General features: G+C 40.7%; 15 protein-coding genes. 5 read left to right on the top strand and 10 right to left on the bottom strand.

Annotated features, from left to right (window positions below):
* Positions 1-480: 480 nt before the first annotated feature.
* Entirely contained in the window at positions 481-2,751 is a 2,271-nt protein-coding gene (locus tag EKM69_RS10920; RefSeq protein ID WP_125711004.1) for an ATP-binding cassette domain-containing protein, read from the top strand.
* Positions 2,752-2,845: 94 nt separating this feature from the next.
* Here EKM69_RS10920 and EKM69_RS10915 read toward each other — a convergent pair whose 3' ends face one another.
* The 7 genes from EKM69_RS10915 to EKM69_RS10885 form a co-directional block, all read right to left on the bottom strand.
* Positions 2,846-3,187, bottom strand: a complete 342-nt coding sequence (locus EKM69_RS10915) for a type II toxin-antitoxin system RelE/ParE family toxin (protein WP_125711002.1) — start codon at positions 3,185-3,187, stop codon at positions 2,846-2,848.
* The gene (locus tag EKM69_RS10910; RefSeq protein WP_125711000.1) at positions 3,129-3,455 is read right to left on the bottom strand and encodes an AbrB/MazE/SpoVT family DNA-binding domain-containing protein; all 327 of its coding nucleotides are present in this window, start codon (positions 3,453-3,455) and stop codon (positions 3,129-3,131) included. The genes EKM69_RS10915 and EKM69_RS10910 overlap by 59 nt, the downstream gene beginning before the upstream one ends.
* 629 nt (positions 3,456-4,084) lie before the next feature.
* Positions 4,085-4,468 (bottom strand): YxeA family protein, encoded by a 384-nt coding sequence (locus EKM69_RS10905; protein ID WP_125710998.1) that lies wholly within the window; start codon positions 4,466-4,468, stop codon positions 4,085-4,087.
* Between the two features lie 260 nt (positions 4,469-4,728).
* Positions 4,729-5,856: a 5-methyltetrahydropteroyltriglutamate--homocysteine S-methyltransferase gene (locus EKM69_RS10900; RefSeq protein ID WP_125710996.1), complete on the bottom strand. Its 1,128-nt coding sequence runs from the start codon at positions 5,854-5,856 to the stop codon at positions 4,729-4,731.
* Positions 5,857-5,876: 20 nt separating this feature from the next.
* Positions 5,877-7,004, bottom strand: a complete 1,128-nt coding sequence (locus EKM69_RS10895) for a 5-methyltetrahydropteroyltriglutamate--homocysteine S-methyltransferase (protein WP_125710994.1) — start codon at positions 7,002-7,004, stop codon at positions 5,877-5,879.
* A gap of 552 nt (positions 7,005-7,556) precedes the next feature.
* Entirely contained in the window at positions 7,557-8,564 is a 1,008-nt protein-coding gene (locus EKM69_RS10890) for a D-2-hydroxyacid dehydrogenase (RefSeq protein ID WP_125710991.1), read from the bottom strand.
* Positions 8,565-9,184: 620 nt separating this feature from the next.
* Positions 9,185-10,174: a ketopantoate reductase family protein gene (locus EKM69_RS10885; protein WP_125710989.1), complete on the bottom strand. Its 990-nt coding sequence runs from the start codon at positions 10,172-10,174 to the stop codon at positions 9,185-9,187.
* A 523-nt stretch (positions 10,175-10,697) separates the two neighbouring features.
* Here EKM69_RS10885 and EKM69_RS10880 point away from each other — a divergent pair.
* Both EKM69_RS10880 and EKM69_RS10875 read left to right on the top strand, forming a co-directional pair.
* The gene (locus tag EKM69_RS10880; RefSeq protein WP_125710988.1) at positions 10,698-11,729 is read left to right on the top strand and encodes a branched-chain amino acid aminotransferase; all 1,032 of its coding nucleotides are present in this window, start codon (positions 10,698-10,700) and stop codon (positions 11,727-11,729) included.
* A 29-nt stretch (positions 11,730-11,758) separates the two neighbouring features.
* Positions 11,759-12,685, top strand: a complete 927-nt coding sequence (locus EKM69_RS10875) for an L-lactate dehydrogenase (RefSeq protein ID WP_125710986.1) — start codon at positions 11,759-11,761, stop codon at positions 12,683-12,685.
* 519 nt (positions 12,686-13,204) lie between these two features.
* On the opposite strand, the gene EKM69_RS10870 is transcribed toward EKM69_RS10875, so the two are convergent.
* From EKM69_RS10870 to EKM69_RS10860, 3 genes are all read right to left on the bottom strand, one after another.
* Positions 13,205-13,483, bottom strand: a complete 279-nt coding sequence (locus EKM69_RS10870; RefSeq protein WP_125710984.1) for a helix-turn-helix domain-containing protein — start codon at positions 13,481-13,483, stop codon at positions 13,205-13,207.
* Positions 13,484-14,318: 835 nt separating this feature from the next.
* Positions 14,319-15,323: a D-2-hydroxyacid dehydrogenase gene (locus EKM69_RS10865; protein WP_125710982.1), complete on the bottom strand. Its 1,005-nt coding sequence runs from the start codon at positions 15,321-15,323 to the stop codon at positions 14,319-14,321.
* 21 nt (positions 15,324-15,344) lie between these two features.
* Complete coding sequence (locus EKM69_RS10860; protein WP_263853856.1) at positions 15,345-16,307, bottom strand: DMT family transporter; 963 nt, start codon at positions 16,305-16,307, stop codon at positions 15,345-15,347.
* Positions 16,308-16,587: 280 nt separating this feature from the next.
* Here EKM69_RS10860 and ald point away from each other — a divergent pair, with 280 nt between their 5' ends.
* Both ald and EKM69_RS10850 read left to right on the top strand, forming a co-directional pair.
* On the top strand, positions 16,588-17,706 hold the full coding sequence (ald, locus tag EKM69_RS10855; RefSeq protein WP_125710978.1) for an alanine dehydrogenase: 1,119 nt from the start codon (positions 16,588-16,590) through the stop codon (positions 17,704-17,706).
* Positions 17,703-19,142: an APC family permease gene (locus tag EKM69_RS10850; protein ID WP_125710976.1), complete on the top strand. Its 1,440-nt coding sequence runs from the start codon at positions 17,703-17,705 to the stop codon at positions 19,140-19,142. Before ald ends, EKM69_RS10850 begins: the two co-directional genes overlap by 4 nt.
* Positions 19,143-19,950 lie beyond the last annotated feature (808 nt).

The following is a 19,950-nucleotide window of genomic DNA, read 5'->3' as shown; positions in this document are numbered from 1 at the left end:
ATTGACTAAAACAAGTGAAGCAGCCATTTTTGGGTACGGTCTCAAGGACCAAAAAAGAGTACGGCCTGTCTTCACTACCACTATAAAGTAATAGAGGCATAGGAGCACCCCGTCGGGTAACTTCTATGCCTCTAAGCTTAGTATTTTTTTGTGGGGTGGGCGCGTTGTTGGTTGTTTTGTTGTTATAGTTTTGTTCAAACCCTTGTTCAAATCCCTAGTTCAAATCCCTAATTCAAGGCCCTAGTTCAAGGTCCTAGTTCAAGATTCTAGATCAAACCCTTAGTGCTTAAGTCAGATTAGTGGTTATATACTTAGTTTTATTTTTCCGGCCAGTCGGTTTCACCTTCTGGCCTTTTTTTTGTTCAAAATTCTTTCTTTTGAGGGGTTTGGTTGGTTCATTTTTGTTGGATGATGTAACATTTAATTTATAGTATTGATTCATTATTTGATTTATTTTGCTGATTTTTTAAGGAGGATTATATGACTGATTTGTTTGCTGACGGGGCTATTTCTATTCGTGGAGCTTCTGAGAATAATCTTGTGGATGTTAGTTTGGATATTCCTAAGCATCAGACTACGGTTTTTGCTGGGTTGTCTGGGTCTGGTAAGTCTTCTTTGGTTTTTGATACTATGGCTGCTGTTTCTCGGCGGGAGTTGAATGAGACTTTTCCTAGTTTTACTCAGCAGTATTTGCCTAAGTATGGTCAGCCTGAGGTTGGCGAGATCGATCATTTGCCGGTGGCTATTGTGGTTGAGCAGAAGCCGATCGGTCGTAATTCTCGTTCTACTTTGGCTACTTACACTGGTATCTATTCGGTTTTGCGGTTGATGTTTTCTCGAATCGGGCAACCTTGGGTTGGTTATTCAGAGTGGTTTTCTTTTAACTTGCCTCAAGGGATGTGTCCCGAGTGTCAAGGTTTGGGATTTGTTGACGATGTTGATGAGAGTCAGCTGATCGATCCTGAGAAATCTTTGAATGAAGGAGCTATGACTTTTACTGGATTTCATCCCGGTACTTGGCGCTGGAAAGAGTACGGTAATAGTGGTTTGTTTGATCTTGATAAGAAGATCAAGGATTATTCTGATGAAGAATATGAAATGTTTATGCATGCACCACGTCAAAAATTAAAAAATCCGCCTGCTCAATGGGCTCGAACGGCTCAATATGAAGGCTTAGTTCCACGGATGTTGAGGTCAGTCATCCACAGTGCTTCAGGTCGGCATCATGAAGCTGCTTTGTCGAAAATTGTCACACGCAGACCTTGTCCAGTTTGTCATGGGACTCGTCTGAACAAAAAAGCTTTGACCGGTAAGATCGAGGGGAAAAATATCGCTGAAGTAAGTGACATGGATCTTGTGAATGTGTTGAAGTTTTTGGATAGTATTTCTGATCCTAAGGCTAAGACGATGGTCCGGGAACTTCGTAGTAAGATCCAAGCTCTAGTCGATATTGGTTTAGGCTATTTATCACTCGGTCGCGGGACTGATACATTGTCCGGCGGGGAAGCTCAACGGATCAAGATCGCCAAGTATTTGACTAGTTCGCTATCAGATTTGGTTTACGTTTTAGATGAACCTAGTGTTGGGCTTCATCCACATGATATTCAGTTGATCACTAAGTCTTTGAAAAAATTGAAAGAACAAGGAAACACGATTGTTTTGGTCGATCACAATCCAGCAATTATATCAGCGGCCGATTACGTGGTCGAAATGGGCCCGCAAGCTGGTAAAAATGGTGGTCGAGTCACGTTTACGGGCACTTATCCTGAACTATTGAAGTCTGATACGATCACAGGAAAAATGTTGCGAGAAAAAATTTCTTTCCGTCCATCTCGTAAGCCGACATCGTGGTTATCGGTTGAGAATGTAACATCGCATAACTTAGAAAATGTCTCAGCTAAGATCCCGCAAGGTGTGATGACGGTGGTTTCTGGTCCTGCGGGTTCTGGGAAGAGTACGCTAGTTCACGCCTTCAAACAACAAGTCGCTGATCAAGACTACATTGACCTTAGTCAGGATTCCGTTGGAATCAATATTCGTTCAACGCCAGCTACGTATTTAAATATCTTGAATCCACTACGAAAGCTTTTTAGTAAAGCAAATGACGGAGTTTCCACCCAGTTGTTCATTTATAACGGCAAGGGTGCTTGTCCTAGATGTAAGGGTAAGGGCGTGATGATCACCGAAATGGCTTTTATGGATCCGGTCGTTCAAGAGTGCGAACTTTGTCACGGTAAGCGATACAGCCAAGAAGCTTTGCAATACAAGTATCACGGTAAAGACATTGCTGAAGTGCTGAACTTGTCGATCAACGATACACTCGACTTTTTCCAAGATGTTCCTAACATTTATAAAAAAGTTAGTTTGCTGCATCAAGTGGGACTTAGATATTTGAATCTGAGTCAGTCAATGACGACTTTGTCTGGTGGTGAGGTTCAGCGAGTTAAGTTGGCGATGGAATTGGATCATACGGGAAGTATTTATTTCTTGGATGAACCTACGACTGGCTTGCATTTGAACGATACGCAAAGATTGATCGACTTGTTTGAAAGTTTGGTCGATAAGGGTAATACTTTGATTTTGATCGAGCACAATTTGAAGCTGATCTCGCAGGCTGACTGGCTAGTTGATATGGGACCTGATGCTGGTAAGTATGGTGGTCAGGTTTGCTTTGAAGGTAGTCCTGAGGATAGTTTGAAAGATCCTGAATCGCGGACGGGGCAGGCTTTGAGAGATTTGATTTCGGAATGATGGTTGTTATTTGAAAAGTTTTTGAATTGAATATGCAGTCAAAAAGGGCATTCGCAATTTGCGGAATGCCCTTTTTGTAATAATTTTTTTTCGATTAATCAAAAATCTTTCGTCGTAATTCCTTATAAAAGTTTTCGTGGGACCCAATCAAGATGACAATAATTAATGTGTCATCTTTAATGGTATAAGCTACACGATAATTTGTTTTTTGGTATGTAAATGATTGGGTATAAAGATCGTGCAGGTTTCCTTGTTTCATTGTCCCACTTTCGGGCTCAAGAGCTATGACTTTGTAAATACAATCTAAATACTTATTGGCCAATTGTTTGTTCTTGATTTTTTTCAAGGCTTTCTGAACATGTTTAGAAAGTGCAATGTTATAAACCAAATTCTTGTCTTGCCCGATTTTCAGAGTATTCGTCAGCGGAAACGTCATTACCTAAATTGTTAACCGCTTTGTCAATCATGGCTTTTCGTTTATCGAATTCATGGAGTATATCTTTACCTTGGAATCCATCATCAATCACATCGGCCAGGATATTTGATGAAAAATCAAAGAAGTCATCCTTATTATCAACTAGCTCATAAGAAAATCCGTTGGAAGTTTTCTTAGGTCTTACTGAGACACCTGGACCAATGCCGAATTCTTTTGGAATAGTAACTGTTATTGAATTACCTTGTTTTCTAGTTTTAAGATCTTGCATGATATCCCTCCTTGTGCTTACTAGTGAATACATTATAATTGCTTGATCAGATAAATACAAGTAAATACATTATACAACCAACAAATATAACAACTACTCATTATTTCTGAATTCAACGCAAAAAAACACTATCCAATTTTGCTGGTTAATTTTGCAGCAGGTTGGATAGTGTCTTTTAGCTTTATCCTCAAGGATGTGAAAACGAGTTCCAGGCAACAGCGGCCTCCGGTTTAGAAACTATGGACAGGAACTGCTCCGCAGCACCTCTTTGTCCATAGTCCCTAAATCCTCAGCAGCTGACCGTTGCCTTCCACTCTCTGATGTGAAAACGAGCTCCGCGAGGTAGCTGTCTCCGGTTAACACATGTAGTCGCGGCACTGCTTCAGATAAAATATAATCTTCAATCTTTGTTAGCTAGACTTGCTGAAATTGGGGTAGTGCTTTTTACCTTTATCCTCAAGTATGCGAAAACGAGTTCCGGCACACAGCGGCCTCCGGTTAACACAGGTGGTCGAGGCACGACTTCGTCGCACCTTGTTCGACCACCCGCGTTAATCCTCAGCAGCTACCCGTGTGCCTCCACTCTCTGCTTTTTAATCCTCAGCAGCTGACCAACCTCGCTGCGCTCTCTATTTTACGAGTTTTTCAGCAACTTTTTCCGGCATTTTATTCGGAAATGTTTCTTTATACGTGTAAACATAAGCACCCTTAGTGTCTAATTCTAAGTAGTGGTCTTGCTTTAGCTTTCCCATGCCGGTGAAGCTGGATTTGTGGGCGTTTCCTTCTTTGTCGTAGCTGGTTAGGTTGTATTCGTAATTGCCGTAGCCGTCTTCATCTTTGGCGTTGGTGTTGTCGATCTTGACGTATAATGGCTCACGTTTCACTAGGAAGTTGTATTGGCCTAGTGCTTGTGAGAATTGGTCGGTTTTATCCTTGGTGTAAACACATGCCCCGACGTATGAACCCCCAATTATTAATGCTGCGATAAATAAAAACTTTAGTAGACTTTTCATTTGGTTGTTACCTCCTGAAAAATATACTAAAGTTTTTGGCCGTACTTATACATTTGTTTTACTTACATTTGTCTTACGAATTTGTAAGTTACTTGTCGTCATCATCGTGGAATCCCCAGTCAAATTTGATTGTGTAATCTACAATTCCGTTGAAAATATCTGCAATCAAGTTCCACATATATAAACGCCTCCAAACATAGATAACGTATTCTATTCCCTATGTTCTTTATAACATATTATGAAAGCGTTTTCAATAGTGATTACTTCCAAACTTCATCAATGATCGATTTAACTAATTTTAACTTATCCCACTGCTGTTTTTCACTCAAAACATTGCCTTCTTCGGTGGAAGCAAAGCCACATTGAGTTGAAAGCCAGAGGCGGTCTAAAGAAATGTACTGGCTAGCTTCATGGATCCGGTCGATGATATCTTGTCGTTCTTCTAGTTCACCGGATTTACTAGTGATCAAGCCCAAGACAACATTTTTATCACCGGAGACTTTTGCTAGTGGTTCGAAACCACCGGCACGGCTAGAGTCGTATTCCAAAAAGTACGAATTAACATTTTCTTTAGCGAACAATTCGGCTGCGACTGGTTCATAGCCACCGGAAAAAGCGAAGTCAGAGTGGTAGTTGCCACGACAAACGTGCGTGTTGATCGTTAAATCATCGGGAAGATCTTGTAAGGCGCCGTTGTTCAATTCAATGAAAGTCTCTTGGATACCGGAGTTGGCATAAGCTTTGCCATCTTCAGTTTTCAAAAAGTCTTCATCGAGGAATAGGCCCCAAGAACAATCATCCAGTTGGATCACGCGTGCGCCTTCATCGTAAAAAGCAATGATCGCGTAATGATAAGCTTTTTGAATATCATGGATCAAGTCGTTTTGATCAGGATAAAACTCGTTAACTTTTTGTAAGTTTTCACCACGAATCAATTCAATATAAAGCTGTGATGGAGCAGGGATGGTTTGCTTAGGTAGGACTCCACCAACTTGGTCAGTCACGGACTTTACAAAATCAAAATCACGGATGAAAGGGTGGGTGATAGGATTAAAGCTGATCTTGCCTTCGAGTCGAGCCGTGTCGTCACGAGTTTCTTCATGAGCAAAATGATAACCTTCGCCGTAATGAATGTGTTCCACACCCTCAAAGCCCCAGAAAAAGTCGAGATGCCAATATGAACGACGAAATTCGCCATCAGTGACATACTTCAAACCTGCAGCTTTTTGGTTGATGATCAAGTCTTTGATAGCCTCGTCTTCGATCTCAGTGAGATCTTTACGGGTTAAAAAGCCATCTTCAAAAGCACGGCGTGCTTGCTTTAAACCATTTGGTCTTAAAAAACTTCCTACGTGTTGGAATCCGATTTTTTGTTTTGTAAGTGTCATAAGTATTGTCCTCCTATGCGTTATCCCCAAACTTCGTCTTGGATCGATTTAACTAATTTTAATTTTTCCCATTGTTGGTCTTCAGTAATGACGTTACCTTCTTCGGTGGAAGCAAAACCACATTGAGTTGAAAGCCATAATCTGTCGAGTGGCAAGTATTGGCTGGCTTCTTTGATGCGGTCGATGATGACGTTGCGGTCTTCAAGTTTGCCGTCTTTAGTAGTTACTAAGCCTAAAACGACACGCTTGTCACCAGAAACTTTTGCTAGTGGAGCGAAACTTCCGGCACGATCTGAATCGTATTCGAGGAAATAAGTATCGACATTTTCTTTACCGAACAAGTTGTCGGCGACGTTGTCGTAACCACCTGAGAATAAGAAACTTGAGTGGAAGTTACCACGACAGACGTGAGTATAAATCGTTAAGTCATCTGGTAGATCAGCAATTGCACCGTTGTTAAGTTTCAAGTAGATGTCTTGGACATTTTCGGCAACTAATTTTTTGCCTTCGTCACTAGCTAAGAATTTCTTGTCGAGCAAGCGACCCCATGAACAATCGTCCAATTGGATGACCCGAGCGCCTTCATTGTAAAAAGCTAAAATAGCATCGTGATAAGCTTTTTCAACATCTTGATAAAATTCTTCCTTGTCTGGATAGATCCGGTCGAGTGCCTCTTGGTTTTCGCCACGAGTTAGTTCGCGATAAAGCTGTGCTGGTGCGGGAATCGTTTGCTTAGGTAAGATGCCACCGATATCGTCAGTCACGGCTTTCGTAAATTTGAAGTCCTTGATGAAGGGATGTGTGTCAGCGTTGAAACTGATCTTGTCGGTCAGGACAGCTGTGTCGTCACGTGAACGTCCATTTGAAAAGTCGTATCCTAAACCGATGTTAGTATGTTTAACACCTTCGAAGCCCCAGAAGAAATCCAAGTGCCAATATGAACGTCTGAATTCACCGTCAGTCGCATATGAAAGGCCAGCTTCTTTTTGTTGTTCGATCAAATGAGTGATAGCTTCATCTTCGATAGCACGAAGTTGATCTTGATCGATCTTGTTGTCAGCGAAATCTTTTCTAGCTTGTTTAAGTTCAGCTGGTCTTAAAAAACTTCCTACGTGTTGAAATCCTAATTTTTGTCTTGTGATAGTCATATTGTTGTTCCTCCTGTGTGGTTGTTGTTATTTAGCTTTGTTGGATGTGGTTGGTGGGGTTTTGTATTGGTGGTGGGTTGCTTAGAAGTTTTAGTTGCTCCATTCAAAGTTTCAGGAAGTATTCTGTTTCTTTTCAATCGGAAACTCCTGGCATCTTCGATGCCACCAGTGTTTTACCAAGAAGCCTATGGCTTCTTGGTAAAACAAAAATCGCCCCTACAATAACGAAGTAAATGTACTTCAAAATTGTAGGGACGATTTCCCGTGATACCACCCTAATTCGTGTTTTACTCACATAAAACACCTCAACGACACTAACATGTCCGGGATGATATCGCATCCTTGCGTACCTTTGGCTTGCACCGTGGGTAAGACTCTGAGCTCATGTTCAGATTTTCGTTCGTTCCGTCCTTTCACTGTCTGACGGTCGCTTCAAACTACTAGGAAATCCTACTCTTCTCTTCAACGTCTAATAAAGTTAAATAAGTTTTAATTGATTGGTGATAAATATACGACTGAAAAAATATTTTGTCAACAGCTGTTTTGAAAAAATTATTCTGCTGAAATATCAACTGGGTACTTAGGCTTTTGACCTGACAACATTTTGAGGTTGTCGTTGAGTGAGTCAAAAATCATGTTGTGAACGGCAGTTGTCGTGTAAAAGGCAGTATGTGGTGTGATGATGACATTGTCACGATTGATCAATGCTTGGAATTGAGGATCTTTAACATCTTCTATCTTGTCGAATTTCTTTTGGAAAACATCATTTTCGCATTCGAGCACATCGAGTCCAGCACCGCCTAATTTGTCACTGTCTAGAGCAGCAATCAAAGCATCGGTATCAACTAGACCACCACGAGCAGCGTTGATGAAGATCGCACCATCTTTCATCTTGTCGAAGGCAGCTTTGTCGATCATGTGGATATCTTTTTTAGCCAATGGGGTGTGGATAGTGATGATATCGGACTCTTCGAGGACTTCATCCAAAGTTTCTTTGTAAATGCCCAAGTTTTCAAGGGCAGGGTTAGGGTCGATATCGTAAGCAATGACCTTAGCACCCATGGCCATCATGATACGAACGACAACTGAACCAATGTGTCCAGTTCCAATAACACCAACAGTTTTGCCATGAATTTCTTCACCAATGGTTGGGAACCATCTGAAGTCGGCGTTGGCAAATTTCTTGTCGAATTCTGGAACACGTCTGAGCAGACGGAGGATCAAGCCGGTAGTATGTTCGGCAATCGCGTTAGGCGAGTAAACGGGAACGTAAGTTAATGAAAAATCAAAATCACGTAAGTCTTGGAAATCAAATCCGTCTAAACCAACGTTTCTGACGGAGATTTTGCTGATGCCAAAATCATGCAATTTTTTTAATCCTTCACGTTCGTATGGTTGAGTTTGGACCATAACGACTCCATCGGCACCTTTGGCTAGTTCAGCTGTTTCGGCTGTAAAAATTTTGTCTGTGTAGTCGATGTCTACGTCAGGATGGGCTTCGTCCCATTCTTTTAAGTAGCCTTTTTCGTCTTCACGAATACCATATAGGTAAATTTTCATGTCAATCCTTCTTTCGGTAGATGTTTGTTTTTTTGAAAAATTAATATTTTCTAATATTTTAATTTTAACGCTTTTTTGTTTGGAATGTCATTTTTAATTGTATGTTGTTTTTGGGGTGGGGGTTCACTGCCGGTCCTGTGGGGGTTCCGGGAATTGCGCCGTGGAACGCTGCGGACCCACTTTGAGCTATCCAAGGGAAACCGCCTTGGACATCTCAAAGCTGGGTCTTTTCGTAAGCACGGCCCATGCCGTGCAAACGAAAATTTCGCGGCTGACGGCGAATTCCCTCCACCCCCACAGGACCTAGGTTGGTACAAACATCTTATGTTGGTGTGGGGTACGGTACTTATTTTTACATCGGTTGATTGGTTTAGTTGAATAGTGGTGTCTATTGTTTTTCCTGTCTTGAGATTTTGGTTTCTTGATCTACCTTGTTGATTTTTTCCCACGTTAAAATATATAAGACCAAGACCAAGACCAAAGTCAAAACCGTTAAACAACTTAATGAACCGCAAAATTTTTCAAATTTTGCTTAAAAAATAGACGCCTGATTTTCATCAGTCGCCTATTTTTTTATTTTTGGGCGGAATTTCCCTTACCCTGCTTTTTTTTAATGTTTTTTATTTATTGGCTGCTTGTTGGACTTCTTTTTCTAAGGTTTCTGGGTCGAAGTCTCTTGAGAATTCTGCTAGGTGGACTAAGTTTCTTAAGTAGTCATGGGTTGTTGCTTCATAGTGATACTTTAGACCTAGTTCGTAGATGTAGCCGTTGATGTAGTCTACTTCTGTGTTTCTACCTTTGGACATGTCTTGATACATTGAAGGGTAGTGTAATGGATTTGTTGTTGTGCTTACAAATTTTACTGTTTGCCATTCTTCTTCACGAGAGTTCAATAACTTGATGTTGGCTCTTTCGCAGACGTCGAAGGCTTCGTTGATTAATTGACGGCCTAGTTTTTCTGCTACTGGGGATTGGATGAATTCTCCCATTTGGATCTCGAACATGGTACATAATGTGTTTACTACTGAGTTGAAGATTACTTTGGCCATTAAGGTTCCTAGGAAGTTTGTGGTCAATGTTGGGTTTAGATTCGCTTTGGTGAAGTCTTCTACGATTTGATTGGTTGTTTCGTCGGGCTTTTCGGTTTCGTTGGCCATTTTCATGCTGCCGGCACCTTTGGCACCGATGAAGTCGACGTCACCAGGGCCGTTTAAGACTGTTCCAATCAAGGCTGTTCCACCGATGATCTTTTGCTGGTCAAAGTAGTTGTTCAATTTGTCGATGTGTCCCATTCCGTTCATCGGGGAAACTACGTATTGATGGTCTTTGAATGCATGGGCTGTTCGTTTTAGGGCGTCTGCTAATTGCATTTGTTTAGTGAAGACAATCCAAACGTCGGGGTCACCTTTGTATTCTTCAGGTGTATATATTTTGACGGGCACTAGATGCTTGTTCTCGTGGTCACGAGATACGTAAACACCATTTTGTTCACGAATTTTTTCAATTTGTGGATCCCAGATCTCAACAAAGTCGACATCGAAGCCGGCCTCCTGTAGTAAAATTCCGTATCGCAGGCCCATTGCGCCTGCACCTAGTACTGTGTATTTCATAAATATACGCCTCCTGAGTTAATGACAGCATTATTAAATTTAAATTATAAAATGTCAAGTTATTTAAATTAAAAACTCATCAAATAATTTTATTTTAATTCATGACTAGCGACTGCCTGAAAATCCAATGATCTAGCCGTTTTAATACTGATGTATCAACGATAGAAACTTTTTTAAAAAATTTTCCTTCATTAAATGGCTCCAGATGGATCAAAAAAATTTGAAATAATTATTGACAAATATAAAGGGTGGCTATACTATAAACACAACTTAGTTCTAATTTTTCTCTAATCTAAGCAAAAATTTTAGGAGGTACCAACAATGTTCAATATCTTGCTAGCTATTATTATTGTCGTGATTATTTTGCATATCAACTTGGACTTTGTTGGAGACTCCCCAATTCGATGTTTGGAAAATTGAGAAGGTGACTAATGAAGATGGCCAAGTTGATCTATTCAACGTGGCCATCTTTTTTGTTTTTTAGAAATGAGTGAAATTTTTTAATGTAAGAGGAGATAATCACATGGCAAAAGCAGATGCATCAAAATTAGATTGGAATAATCTTGGATTTGAATATATGGACTTACCTTATCGTTACACAGCCCATTGGAAAGACGGCGAATGGCAAGAGGGTGGCCTTACTGAAGATAGTACATTGCATATCAGTGAAGCTTCACCAGTTCTCCACTATGGTCAATCAGCCTTCGAAGGTATGAAAGCATATAGAACTCCTGATAACCATATTCAATTGTTCAGACCAGATCAAAACGCAGCTAGATTCAAGAGATCTTGTGAAAGACTCTTGATGCCAGTCTTCCCAGAAGACAAGTTCGTTGACGCGGTCAAACAAGTCGCTAAAGCAAATGCAGATTTTGTTCCACCATACGGAAATGGAGGAACATTATACATCAGACCATTGATTATCGGTACAGGTGGCGTAATCGGCGTTCACCAAGCACCAGAATACATCTTCACAATTTTCGCAATGCCAGTAGGTAACTACTTCAAGGGTGGACTTACACCAGTTAACTTCACAACTTCAGCTTATGATCGTGCCGCACACAAAGGTACTGGTCAAGCTAAAGTTGGTGGTAACTACGCTGCTAGTTTACTTCCCGCAGAAAATGCTCACGAAAATGGCTTTGCTGACTGTGTCTACTTAGACCCAGTTGAACATAAGTACATTGAAGAAGTTGGATCAGCTAACTTCTTTGGTATTACTAAAGATGGCGTCTTCAAGACTCCTAAGTCACCTTCAATTTTACCTAGTGTTACAAAGTATTCATTGCTCTGGCTCGCTAAGAACCGCTTAGGCCTAGGTGCTTCAGAAGAAAGAATCGATGTTAACGATCTTGATCAATTCGCTGAAGCCGGTGCCTGTGGTACAGCTGCCGTAATATCACCACTCGGTGGTTTGGAACACAATGGTAAACTTCATGTCTTCTACAGTGAAACAGAAGTAGGTCCTGTAACTAAGAAACTTTATGACACATTAACAGGTATCCAATTCGGTACCGTCGAAGCTCCTGAAGGATGGGTACAACGAGTAGAATAATTTAATTTTTAAAAAGCGAGGATAGAAAAATGAGAAAATTTGGAATAATCGGAGTTGGTCACGTTGGTGTGACCGTAGCATATACATTAGTAACGAAAGGGATCGCCGATGAATTAGTCTTGATTGATTCTAATGAAGCAAAAGCGGTCGCAGAACAACTAGACCTTGAGGACTGTCAAGCAAGATTGGACACTTCCACAACTATTAAGGTCCAAGATTATTCTGAATTGAGTGACGCAGACGTCTTGTTCGTCACAGCAGGAAATATCCACGCACTAGACAACAACTCTGGTAACCGTTGGGCAGAATTCGAATACACTAGAGAAATCGTTAAGGATATCGCACCAAAAATCGCCGAATCAGGCTTTGATGGTGTCTTAGTCGATACAATGAACCCGTGCGATGCTATTGCTCACTATCTACAAAGAGCCGCTGGCTTCACGAGAGAGCAGTGCATGGCAACCGGAACATTCTTGGACACAGCTAGAATGCAACGGATTGTCGCCGAAAACTTCGGCACCAACTATAAAAACGTTGGTGGATACGTTCTAGGTGAACACGGTGAATCACAATTCGTAGCTTGGTCAACCGTAACGATCAACAATCATCCAATCGAAGAATACGCCGCAGAAAACGGCAAAGACTTAGACTTTGATGATCTCGAAGAACAAATCAGACGAGGCGGTTGGGCAATCCATTCCGGAAAAGGCTACACCAGTTTCGGGATCGCAACTTGTGCCGTAAAATTAGCACAATCAGTAATCTCTGACTCGCAACTAGAATGTCCCGTATCTTCATACAATGAAAAGTACGATACTTATCTTGGTCAACCAGCAGTTGTTGGCAAAAACGGAATCGAATATCTAAATGATTTGAAGTTAACTGAAGAAGAAGAGGCTAAACTCCAAAATTCAGCTAACACGATCAAAGAGAAATTCGCTACGATGGAGGAGTAATGGCTTAAGCCATTCGTCAAGGCCCAAGATAAGAGAAAATTCAGATCTTGGACCTTGAAACAGACCTCTACATTAAAAAACACCGAAGGAGCTTTTCTTCGGTGTTTTTTTGTGTTTGATGTTTTTTTGAGGTTGTAGGTTGGGTGGTGGTTCATTGCCGGACCTGTGGAGGGTTCCGGGAATTGCGCCGTGGAACGCTGCGGACCCACTTTGAGCTATCCAAGGAAGACCGCCTTGGATATCTCAAAGCTGGGTCTTTTCGTAAGCACGGCCCATGCCGTGCAAACGAAAATTTCGCGGCTGACGGCGAATTCCCTCCACCCTCCACAGGTCCTAGGTTAGTGAAACATCAATTGTTTGTGGGGGTACGGTACTTATTTATTATAGTAGGAAACTGTTTTGGATTTTTTTCAGGTACTTAGGATTTGTTGAGTCTTAGGATTTTTGGTTCTGGTGTTTATCTATTAAATTTTTGTTAGTAGTTGGCATCAATTGGACTTGAGCTCATTATATTTTGTTTTATGAGAAGTTAATATTTACTTTTTTTCCTAAAGCACTGGCTATTTTTGATAAAGAATCAATACTGGAATTCTTGCCTGATTCGATTTCCGCAATTGTTGATTGAGGGACCTTTGAAATAGAGGCTAATTCAGATTGGGTGAGGCCTGCTTGCGTACGGAGTTTTGTTAGTGATATTGCTATTTCCAGTTTAGTGGTTTCATTTTCGAAATATTGTTTAAACTGTCCATTTTGGAGCTGTTTCTTTAAGTAGTCCTCAAGGTTTTCGTTTTCCGCCATTAGATGTATTCCTTTCAGTTTCAAATAATGAAATACGAAGTTTTTACGAAGTGATTTCATAAAAACTATTGGATATCTTAGAACAAAAAAGTAAGTAAATATATCGATCATTGCATTTCAAATCCCATGTCTACATAATATTGCATCTAGATTATTTTGAACAGACAAGTACATGTACTCATTCTTCTTTGAAAAGGCTTTTCTTTTGAACTTGAACTTACTAGCAAGGAAGATATTTGAGATAGACCGCAAAACATAGGACGCGCAAATAGTGGCAATTTGATCAAAAAAACTCGGTCCTCATCCACAAAGGGGGGGATTGTTGCACTATCTAGACGGAGGGGCCCGGGGATACAGCCCTCAGCCGCCAAATTCTTGTTAGCGATTTATCGCTTACAAGAAGGTTCGTATTGGAGATGTCCGGGTGAACTTCCCGGATAGCTTCAATCGAGCCGGCAGCGTTCCAGCGGCTGTATCCCCGGGCCCCGGAGTCGGCAATGAACCTCAAACCAAACTACTACCACTAACCCAACCACCCAAAAATCACCAACATCCAGCCAAGTAAAACGCTTCTCGGCTGCTAAAAACTCTCTCACCTCTAGCACACCTGCACTCAGCAAAACGCTACTGGCTGCTCTTCTCTCTTACATCCTTGCTAAAACAATTAATATTCAGCCATACAAAAAGTCGCTGAAACGATGACATTTCCAGCGACTTAAAATAAATTATTTTTCTAAAAAATTCTTACCCAACAAACTATTTCTAATAAAACTGTCATATCAGTTAGAAATGGTTCATACCAGGTCATAGTTAAATCTCTCACATACTAAACAAATTACTTAGCAGAATAAACCAAAGTATCCGGAATTTTTCCTTCAATTAAATCTTTGTTTGAATTGAAAGAAATCTCGATCATGTTGTGAATGGCTGTTTCTGTGTAGAAAGCATTGTGTGGCGTTAATATCACGTTGATTCTTTCTGCTAGATTCTTGATGGTTGGATCGGGTAGATTGTTGATGCTACCCCATTTTTGACCGAAGACGTTGTTTTCGTGGTCGAGGACGTCTAATCCGGCACCGGCAATTTTGCCACTGTCTAATCCTTTGATCAAGGCGTCATTGCTGATTAGTTCACCACGGGCACAGTTGACGATGTAGACTCCGTCTTTCATTTGGTCGATGGCTTTTTCGTCGATCATGTAGGCATTGTCCGATGTTAGTGGAACGTGCAGTGTGATGACATCTGCTTGTTGGTATAACTCTTCCAAGGTGTCTACGTAGAGGCCATGTTTTTCGATGTCTTTATTTCTGTAGACATCGTAGGCAATTACTTTGGCGCCGAATCCTTGTAGCATTTGGATGGCTACTCTACCAATGTGGCCAGTTCCAATGACACCTACTGTTTGTTCACGGTATTCTTTACCAATCGTTGGTGCCCATGTGAAGTCTCCGTTGTCGAATTTTTGATCAACTTCAGGGATCCTTCTGATCAAACGACCGATCAATAAAACGGCGTGTTCTGCGATGGCGTTTGGTGAGTAGACAGGGACGTTGGATAGTTTGATCCCGAAATCTTTGAGGTCTTGAAAGTCAAAGTTGTCATAACCAACGTTTCTGATCGAGATGCTTTTGATACCTAAGTCGCTGAGGATCTGGAGAGATTCTCTTTGATAGGGCGTTGTTTGTAAAGTTACGACACCGTTGGCACCAGTGGCTAGTTTAGCTGTCTCTGGTGTCAGAGTTTCGTTAGTAAAATCAACGTCGATGTCGGGATTTGCTTGTTTCCAGTTTTCTAATGAGGGCTTTTCGTCTTCTCGAATTCCGTAAGCAAATATTTTCATAAAAAAGTGTTCTCCTTTGAATTACACAGTCGTTTCGTCAAAACGGTTCAATACGTAAATAGCTACGATAACGATCACGGCACCTAAGATCTCCCAGAAATTAACTGAAAGCGATAGGAACATGACACTTAAAACTAAAGTCGTAAAAGGTTGAACGGCGTCGGTGATACTGATAGTAGCAGCTGTTGTAAATTTAGTACTGAATACCATTAATAAGAAAGCAATAACATTACTTAGTAAGATAACACCGATAACACCCATTAATCCAGTTTTCGAAAGGTGAGGTACGTTGACCCAAACTGGGTGGAAGAAGTTGGAGAAAATTCCAGCAAAAAGCATTCCCCAACCAGTAACTAATAATCCGTTATGCTTGGCGATCAAACGTTGTGGGATGACCACGTAAAGAGCGGCCGTTACACCACTACCGATTCCCCAAAGAACTGATGAGAAGGGGATAGCTAGTCTTGAAAAGTCTCCCCGAGTGATTAGTAAAACAACTCCGAGCAAAGCTAATGCAAAGGAAATAATATCAACACGCAAAACTTTTTTGTGCATGAAGATGATCGATCCTAGCATGATGAAAAGTGGTGATAAGTACTGCAAGATAGTTGCTGTAGAAGCATTACCTTGTTGAATGGCGTAGAAAAATGTATACATATTTAAAAATAGCCCAAAAATAGAAAAAGCAAATAAGGTCAATGTTTCTTTCCAGGACTTGAAGATTGAGAAAAATTCGCTCTTAGGTAATACAACCAAAGCGACAGCTAATAAGATAACGCCGGCAGCGATAGTTCTAACACCAACGAACCACATAGCGGGAATGTTCATGTCCTTAGCAACGATTTGTTGAACGGCACCTGAAACACCCCAAGTAATAGAAGCAATAAGTGCGAGTAGGAAACCTTTGTTCATGGTCTTTTTGATTTTCTTGGTGTTCTCTTGCATTTCGATCCTCCGATTTTTACAAAAAACTATTAGACCTATTATACATTTACCTGACTACAATTGGGAAAGATTTTGACTAAAAATATAATTGGTATATCAAAATAAATTGGCTTGTGTAATCGAAAAAATGATTGTGAAATTTATAATATATTGCTGTCGTTCAACCGTGACCGATGCAATTCAAAGATGCCTATTATTAAAACTAAAATTAAAAGCGATTTAATAATCTGTCTAGCTAAAATATTTGTGAAATTTATAAAATCTTGCTATACTCAAATTGTGATAAGCAAGCGATTTCATAATTTAAGGAGGCATCATCATGAGAATTGGTATACCAAAAGAAATTAAGAATCACGAAGAGCGTGTCGGAATTACACCAGCTGGTGTAGCGAATTTGGTTCATGCGGGTCACGAAGTTTTAGTTGAGACCAACGCAGGACTTGGCTCCGGTTACAGTAATTCACAATATGAAGAAATGGGAGCAAAAATGGGGTCAGCCCAAGATGCTTGGAACTGCGATATGGTTATAAAAGTTAAAGAACCATTAGAAGCAGAATACAAGTATTTCAGAGAAGATCTGATCATCTATACTTATCTCCATTTAGCTGCTGACAAGAAACTGACCGAAGAACTATTGAAGGCAAAGACAACCGGAATTGGATATGAAACAATGGTTGGACCTAGAGGTGGCTTACCACTATTAGTTCCAATGAGTGAAATTGCCGGAAGAATGTCAGTTCAAGTTGGAGCTCATTTCCTCGAACAAGTTAATGGTGGAAAAGGACTTCTTCTATCAGGTGTTCCCGGAGTTAAACGTGGCGAAGTAGCCATCATCGGTGGTGGTACAGTAGGATTTAATGCTGCTAAGATCGCCGTTGGACTCGGAGCAAACGTAACAATTTTAGATATTAATGCTCAAAGATTGGCTGAGATCGAAGACATTTTTGATGGCAAAGTACAAACGTTGATCTCAAACCCTCACAACATTGCAAAATGTGTTGAAAAAGCCGACTTAGTAGTAGGTGCCGTATTGATCCCTGGTGCTGCAGCTCCTAAGTTAGTATCAGAAGAAATGATCGCAAGTATGGAACCTGGATCAGTAGTCGTAGATATTCCTATTGACCAAGGTGGTATTTTTGAAACTAGTGTTAAGGCAACAACTCACGACGATCCAGTATTCGTATCACACGACGTACTCCACTATACTGTAGCTAATATTCCTGGTGCTGTTCCTAAGACAGCTACAGAAGCACTTTCAAGTGCAACTATCCCTTATGCAGTTCAAATCGCTAACAAAGGATTGAACGAAGCAGCTAAGAACAACACTATTCTTACCGGAATTAATACCTTTGAAGGTAAATTAACAGAAAAAGCTGTAGCTGAAAGTTTGGACTTGCCTTATGCACCTTTCCCAGCACAGCAATCAGTTAACTCATGAAAGACAAAATAGATATAAACGTTCTTCTAGCTAATGCCAACAAAGGCGATCGAAAGAAGACCTTAGGTTTATTTGATCTTTCGATCTTAGGTGTTGGTGCGATCATCGGTACAGGTATCTTAGTCCTGACCGGTATCGTAGCAGCGACCGATGCAGGACCGGGTGTGGTTTATTCATTCTTGATCGCCGCTTTAGCTAGTGGCTTGATCGGATTATGTTATTCAGAATTGACCACTAGTATCCCGAACTCCGGAAGTGCCTATGTTTACGCGTGGGCCACCATCGGTCAAAAAATCGCCTTTTTCGCCGGTTGGACTTTACTAGGCGTTTATATTACTACCACAGCAACCGTTGCCAATGGATGGACCGGTTACGTTCACTCGTTCTTAGCTGAGTTTGGAATAAATCTACCTAATGCGTTGGCTAATTCACCGTTTAACGGTGGAATCGTTAATCTGCCAGCGGTAATCATGATTTTTCTAGTAACTTTTATTTTGACAAAGGGTACTAGTGAAAGTAAGCAATTAAATAATATTTTAGTATTAGTAAAAATAGCTATCATTATTTTATTCGTAGTAGTAGGTTTTGCGGACATCGATCGTAGCAACTATACTCCATTTCTACCTTTCGGTGTTCAAGGTATTTTTGCCGGAGCATCGACTGTATTCTTTGCTTTCTTAGGATTTGATGCCTTAGCAACTTCAGCCGAAGAAGTAAAAGATGTGCAAAAAACATTACCACGAGCAATGATGGTAGCCTTGATCGTAGCAACTTTGATGTATATTGTCGTTAGTTTAGTAATGACAGGTGTCGTCAAATATGATCAATTAAACGTTCCCGAAGCAATGTCGTTCGTTCTTTTAGAAAAAGGACATAATGTCGCTGCACAAATTATCGCCGCTGGTGCCATCCTAGGTATCATCGCAGTTGTGCTAGCGTTTATCTACGCATCATCCAACATTATGATGTCAATGAGCCGTGGTGGTTTCCTACCTAAGAAACTATCGATCTTGAATGAAAAAACTGGTAGTCCTAACAAGTCACTCTGGTTGATCGGTTTGATCGCAGCCATTTGTGCCGGATTACTGGACATCAAGAACTTGGCGGTTTTCGCTAATGTTGGTTCCCTCTGTGTCTTCTTCCTCATTTCACTGATGGTAATCTTGTTAAGAAAACAACAACCTGATCTTGAAAGACCTTTTAAGGTTCCATTTGGTTATACTATTCCGATTTTATCGATGATCGTCTGTGCATTCCTTCTATTCAATCTGCCTTTGAACGCTTATTTGAATTATGCCGGTTGGTTGGTTATCGGTTTGGTTATTTACTTGGCTTATTCGGTACGACATGTTGATCCGCTTCAGTCGATGGACGATTCTGATGTTTCAGATGTTGTTGATGGGTCTGATGATGATCTTGATGTTGATATGGGTTAGGGTTTGTTGAAATTGTTTTTGCATCGAGCTTGTTTTTGGCTCGATGCTTTTTTTGTGTTTAATTTTTGTGTGTGAAGTATTTGGTGTGGTCCGGGAATTGCGCCGTGGAACGCTGCGGACCCACTTTGAGCTATCCAAGGAAGACCGCCTTGGACATCTCAAAGCTGGGTCTTTTCGTAAGCACGGCCCATGCCGTGCAAACGAAAATTTCGCGGCTGACGGCGAATTCCCTCCACCCCCACAGGACCTAGGGTGGTGCAACAATCCCTTTTTTGTTGGGGTACGGTACTTATTTTTTCTTGCTTAGACTGTTTTAGTTGGATACTGGTACTTATGTTTGTTTTGAGTCTTACGATTTTTGCTTCGGTTTCTATCTTGTTGATATTTTTTGATCATGTCATTGGTTCGCTACTTTTTTTTATCCAAGGCTTTCAAAGATATTTATGTATTAAAACCTTAAAACCCTTTGTGTTTTGTTCTTGGATTGCTCTGGTCTTTTTTTCTACGTCTTGTCAATAGTAATGTTGTTAATTCAATGATTCATAAACATGAGTACAAGATATTAGTTCAGTGACGAGGGTTTTCACCACCAAACTAATGCCTTAGTCTCCTTATTTTAGTGATTTTAGGCAAGTTAAATAAACCTTGAAGGTTTAAACTTTTTTTCAAGGCTGATAAAATATAGTTAATGACGAATCCTACTTCGAATGAGGGCTCAGCTCATACGAGTATGGTTGATTCGTTTTTATAAGGTATAGGATCGTTTTAATAAGGCGATCCATCTGACGGACGATGAGTTTCTTCTTCG

It is taken from the genome of Companilactobacillus zhongbaensis (genome assembly GCF_003946515.1).
Classification (GTDB): Bacteria; Bacillota; Bacilli; order Lactobacillales; family Lactobacillaceae; genus Companilactobacillus; species Companilactobacillus zhongbaensis.
Note: the sequence above shows the minus strand (reverse complement) of the source record. Positions and strands in the feature narration are given on the sequence as shown.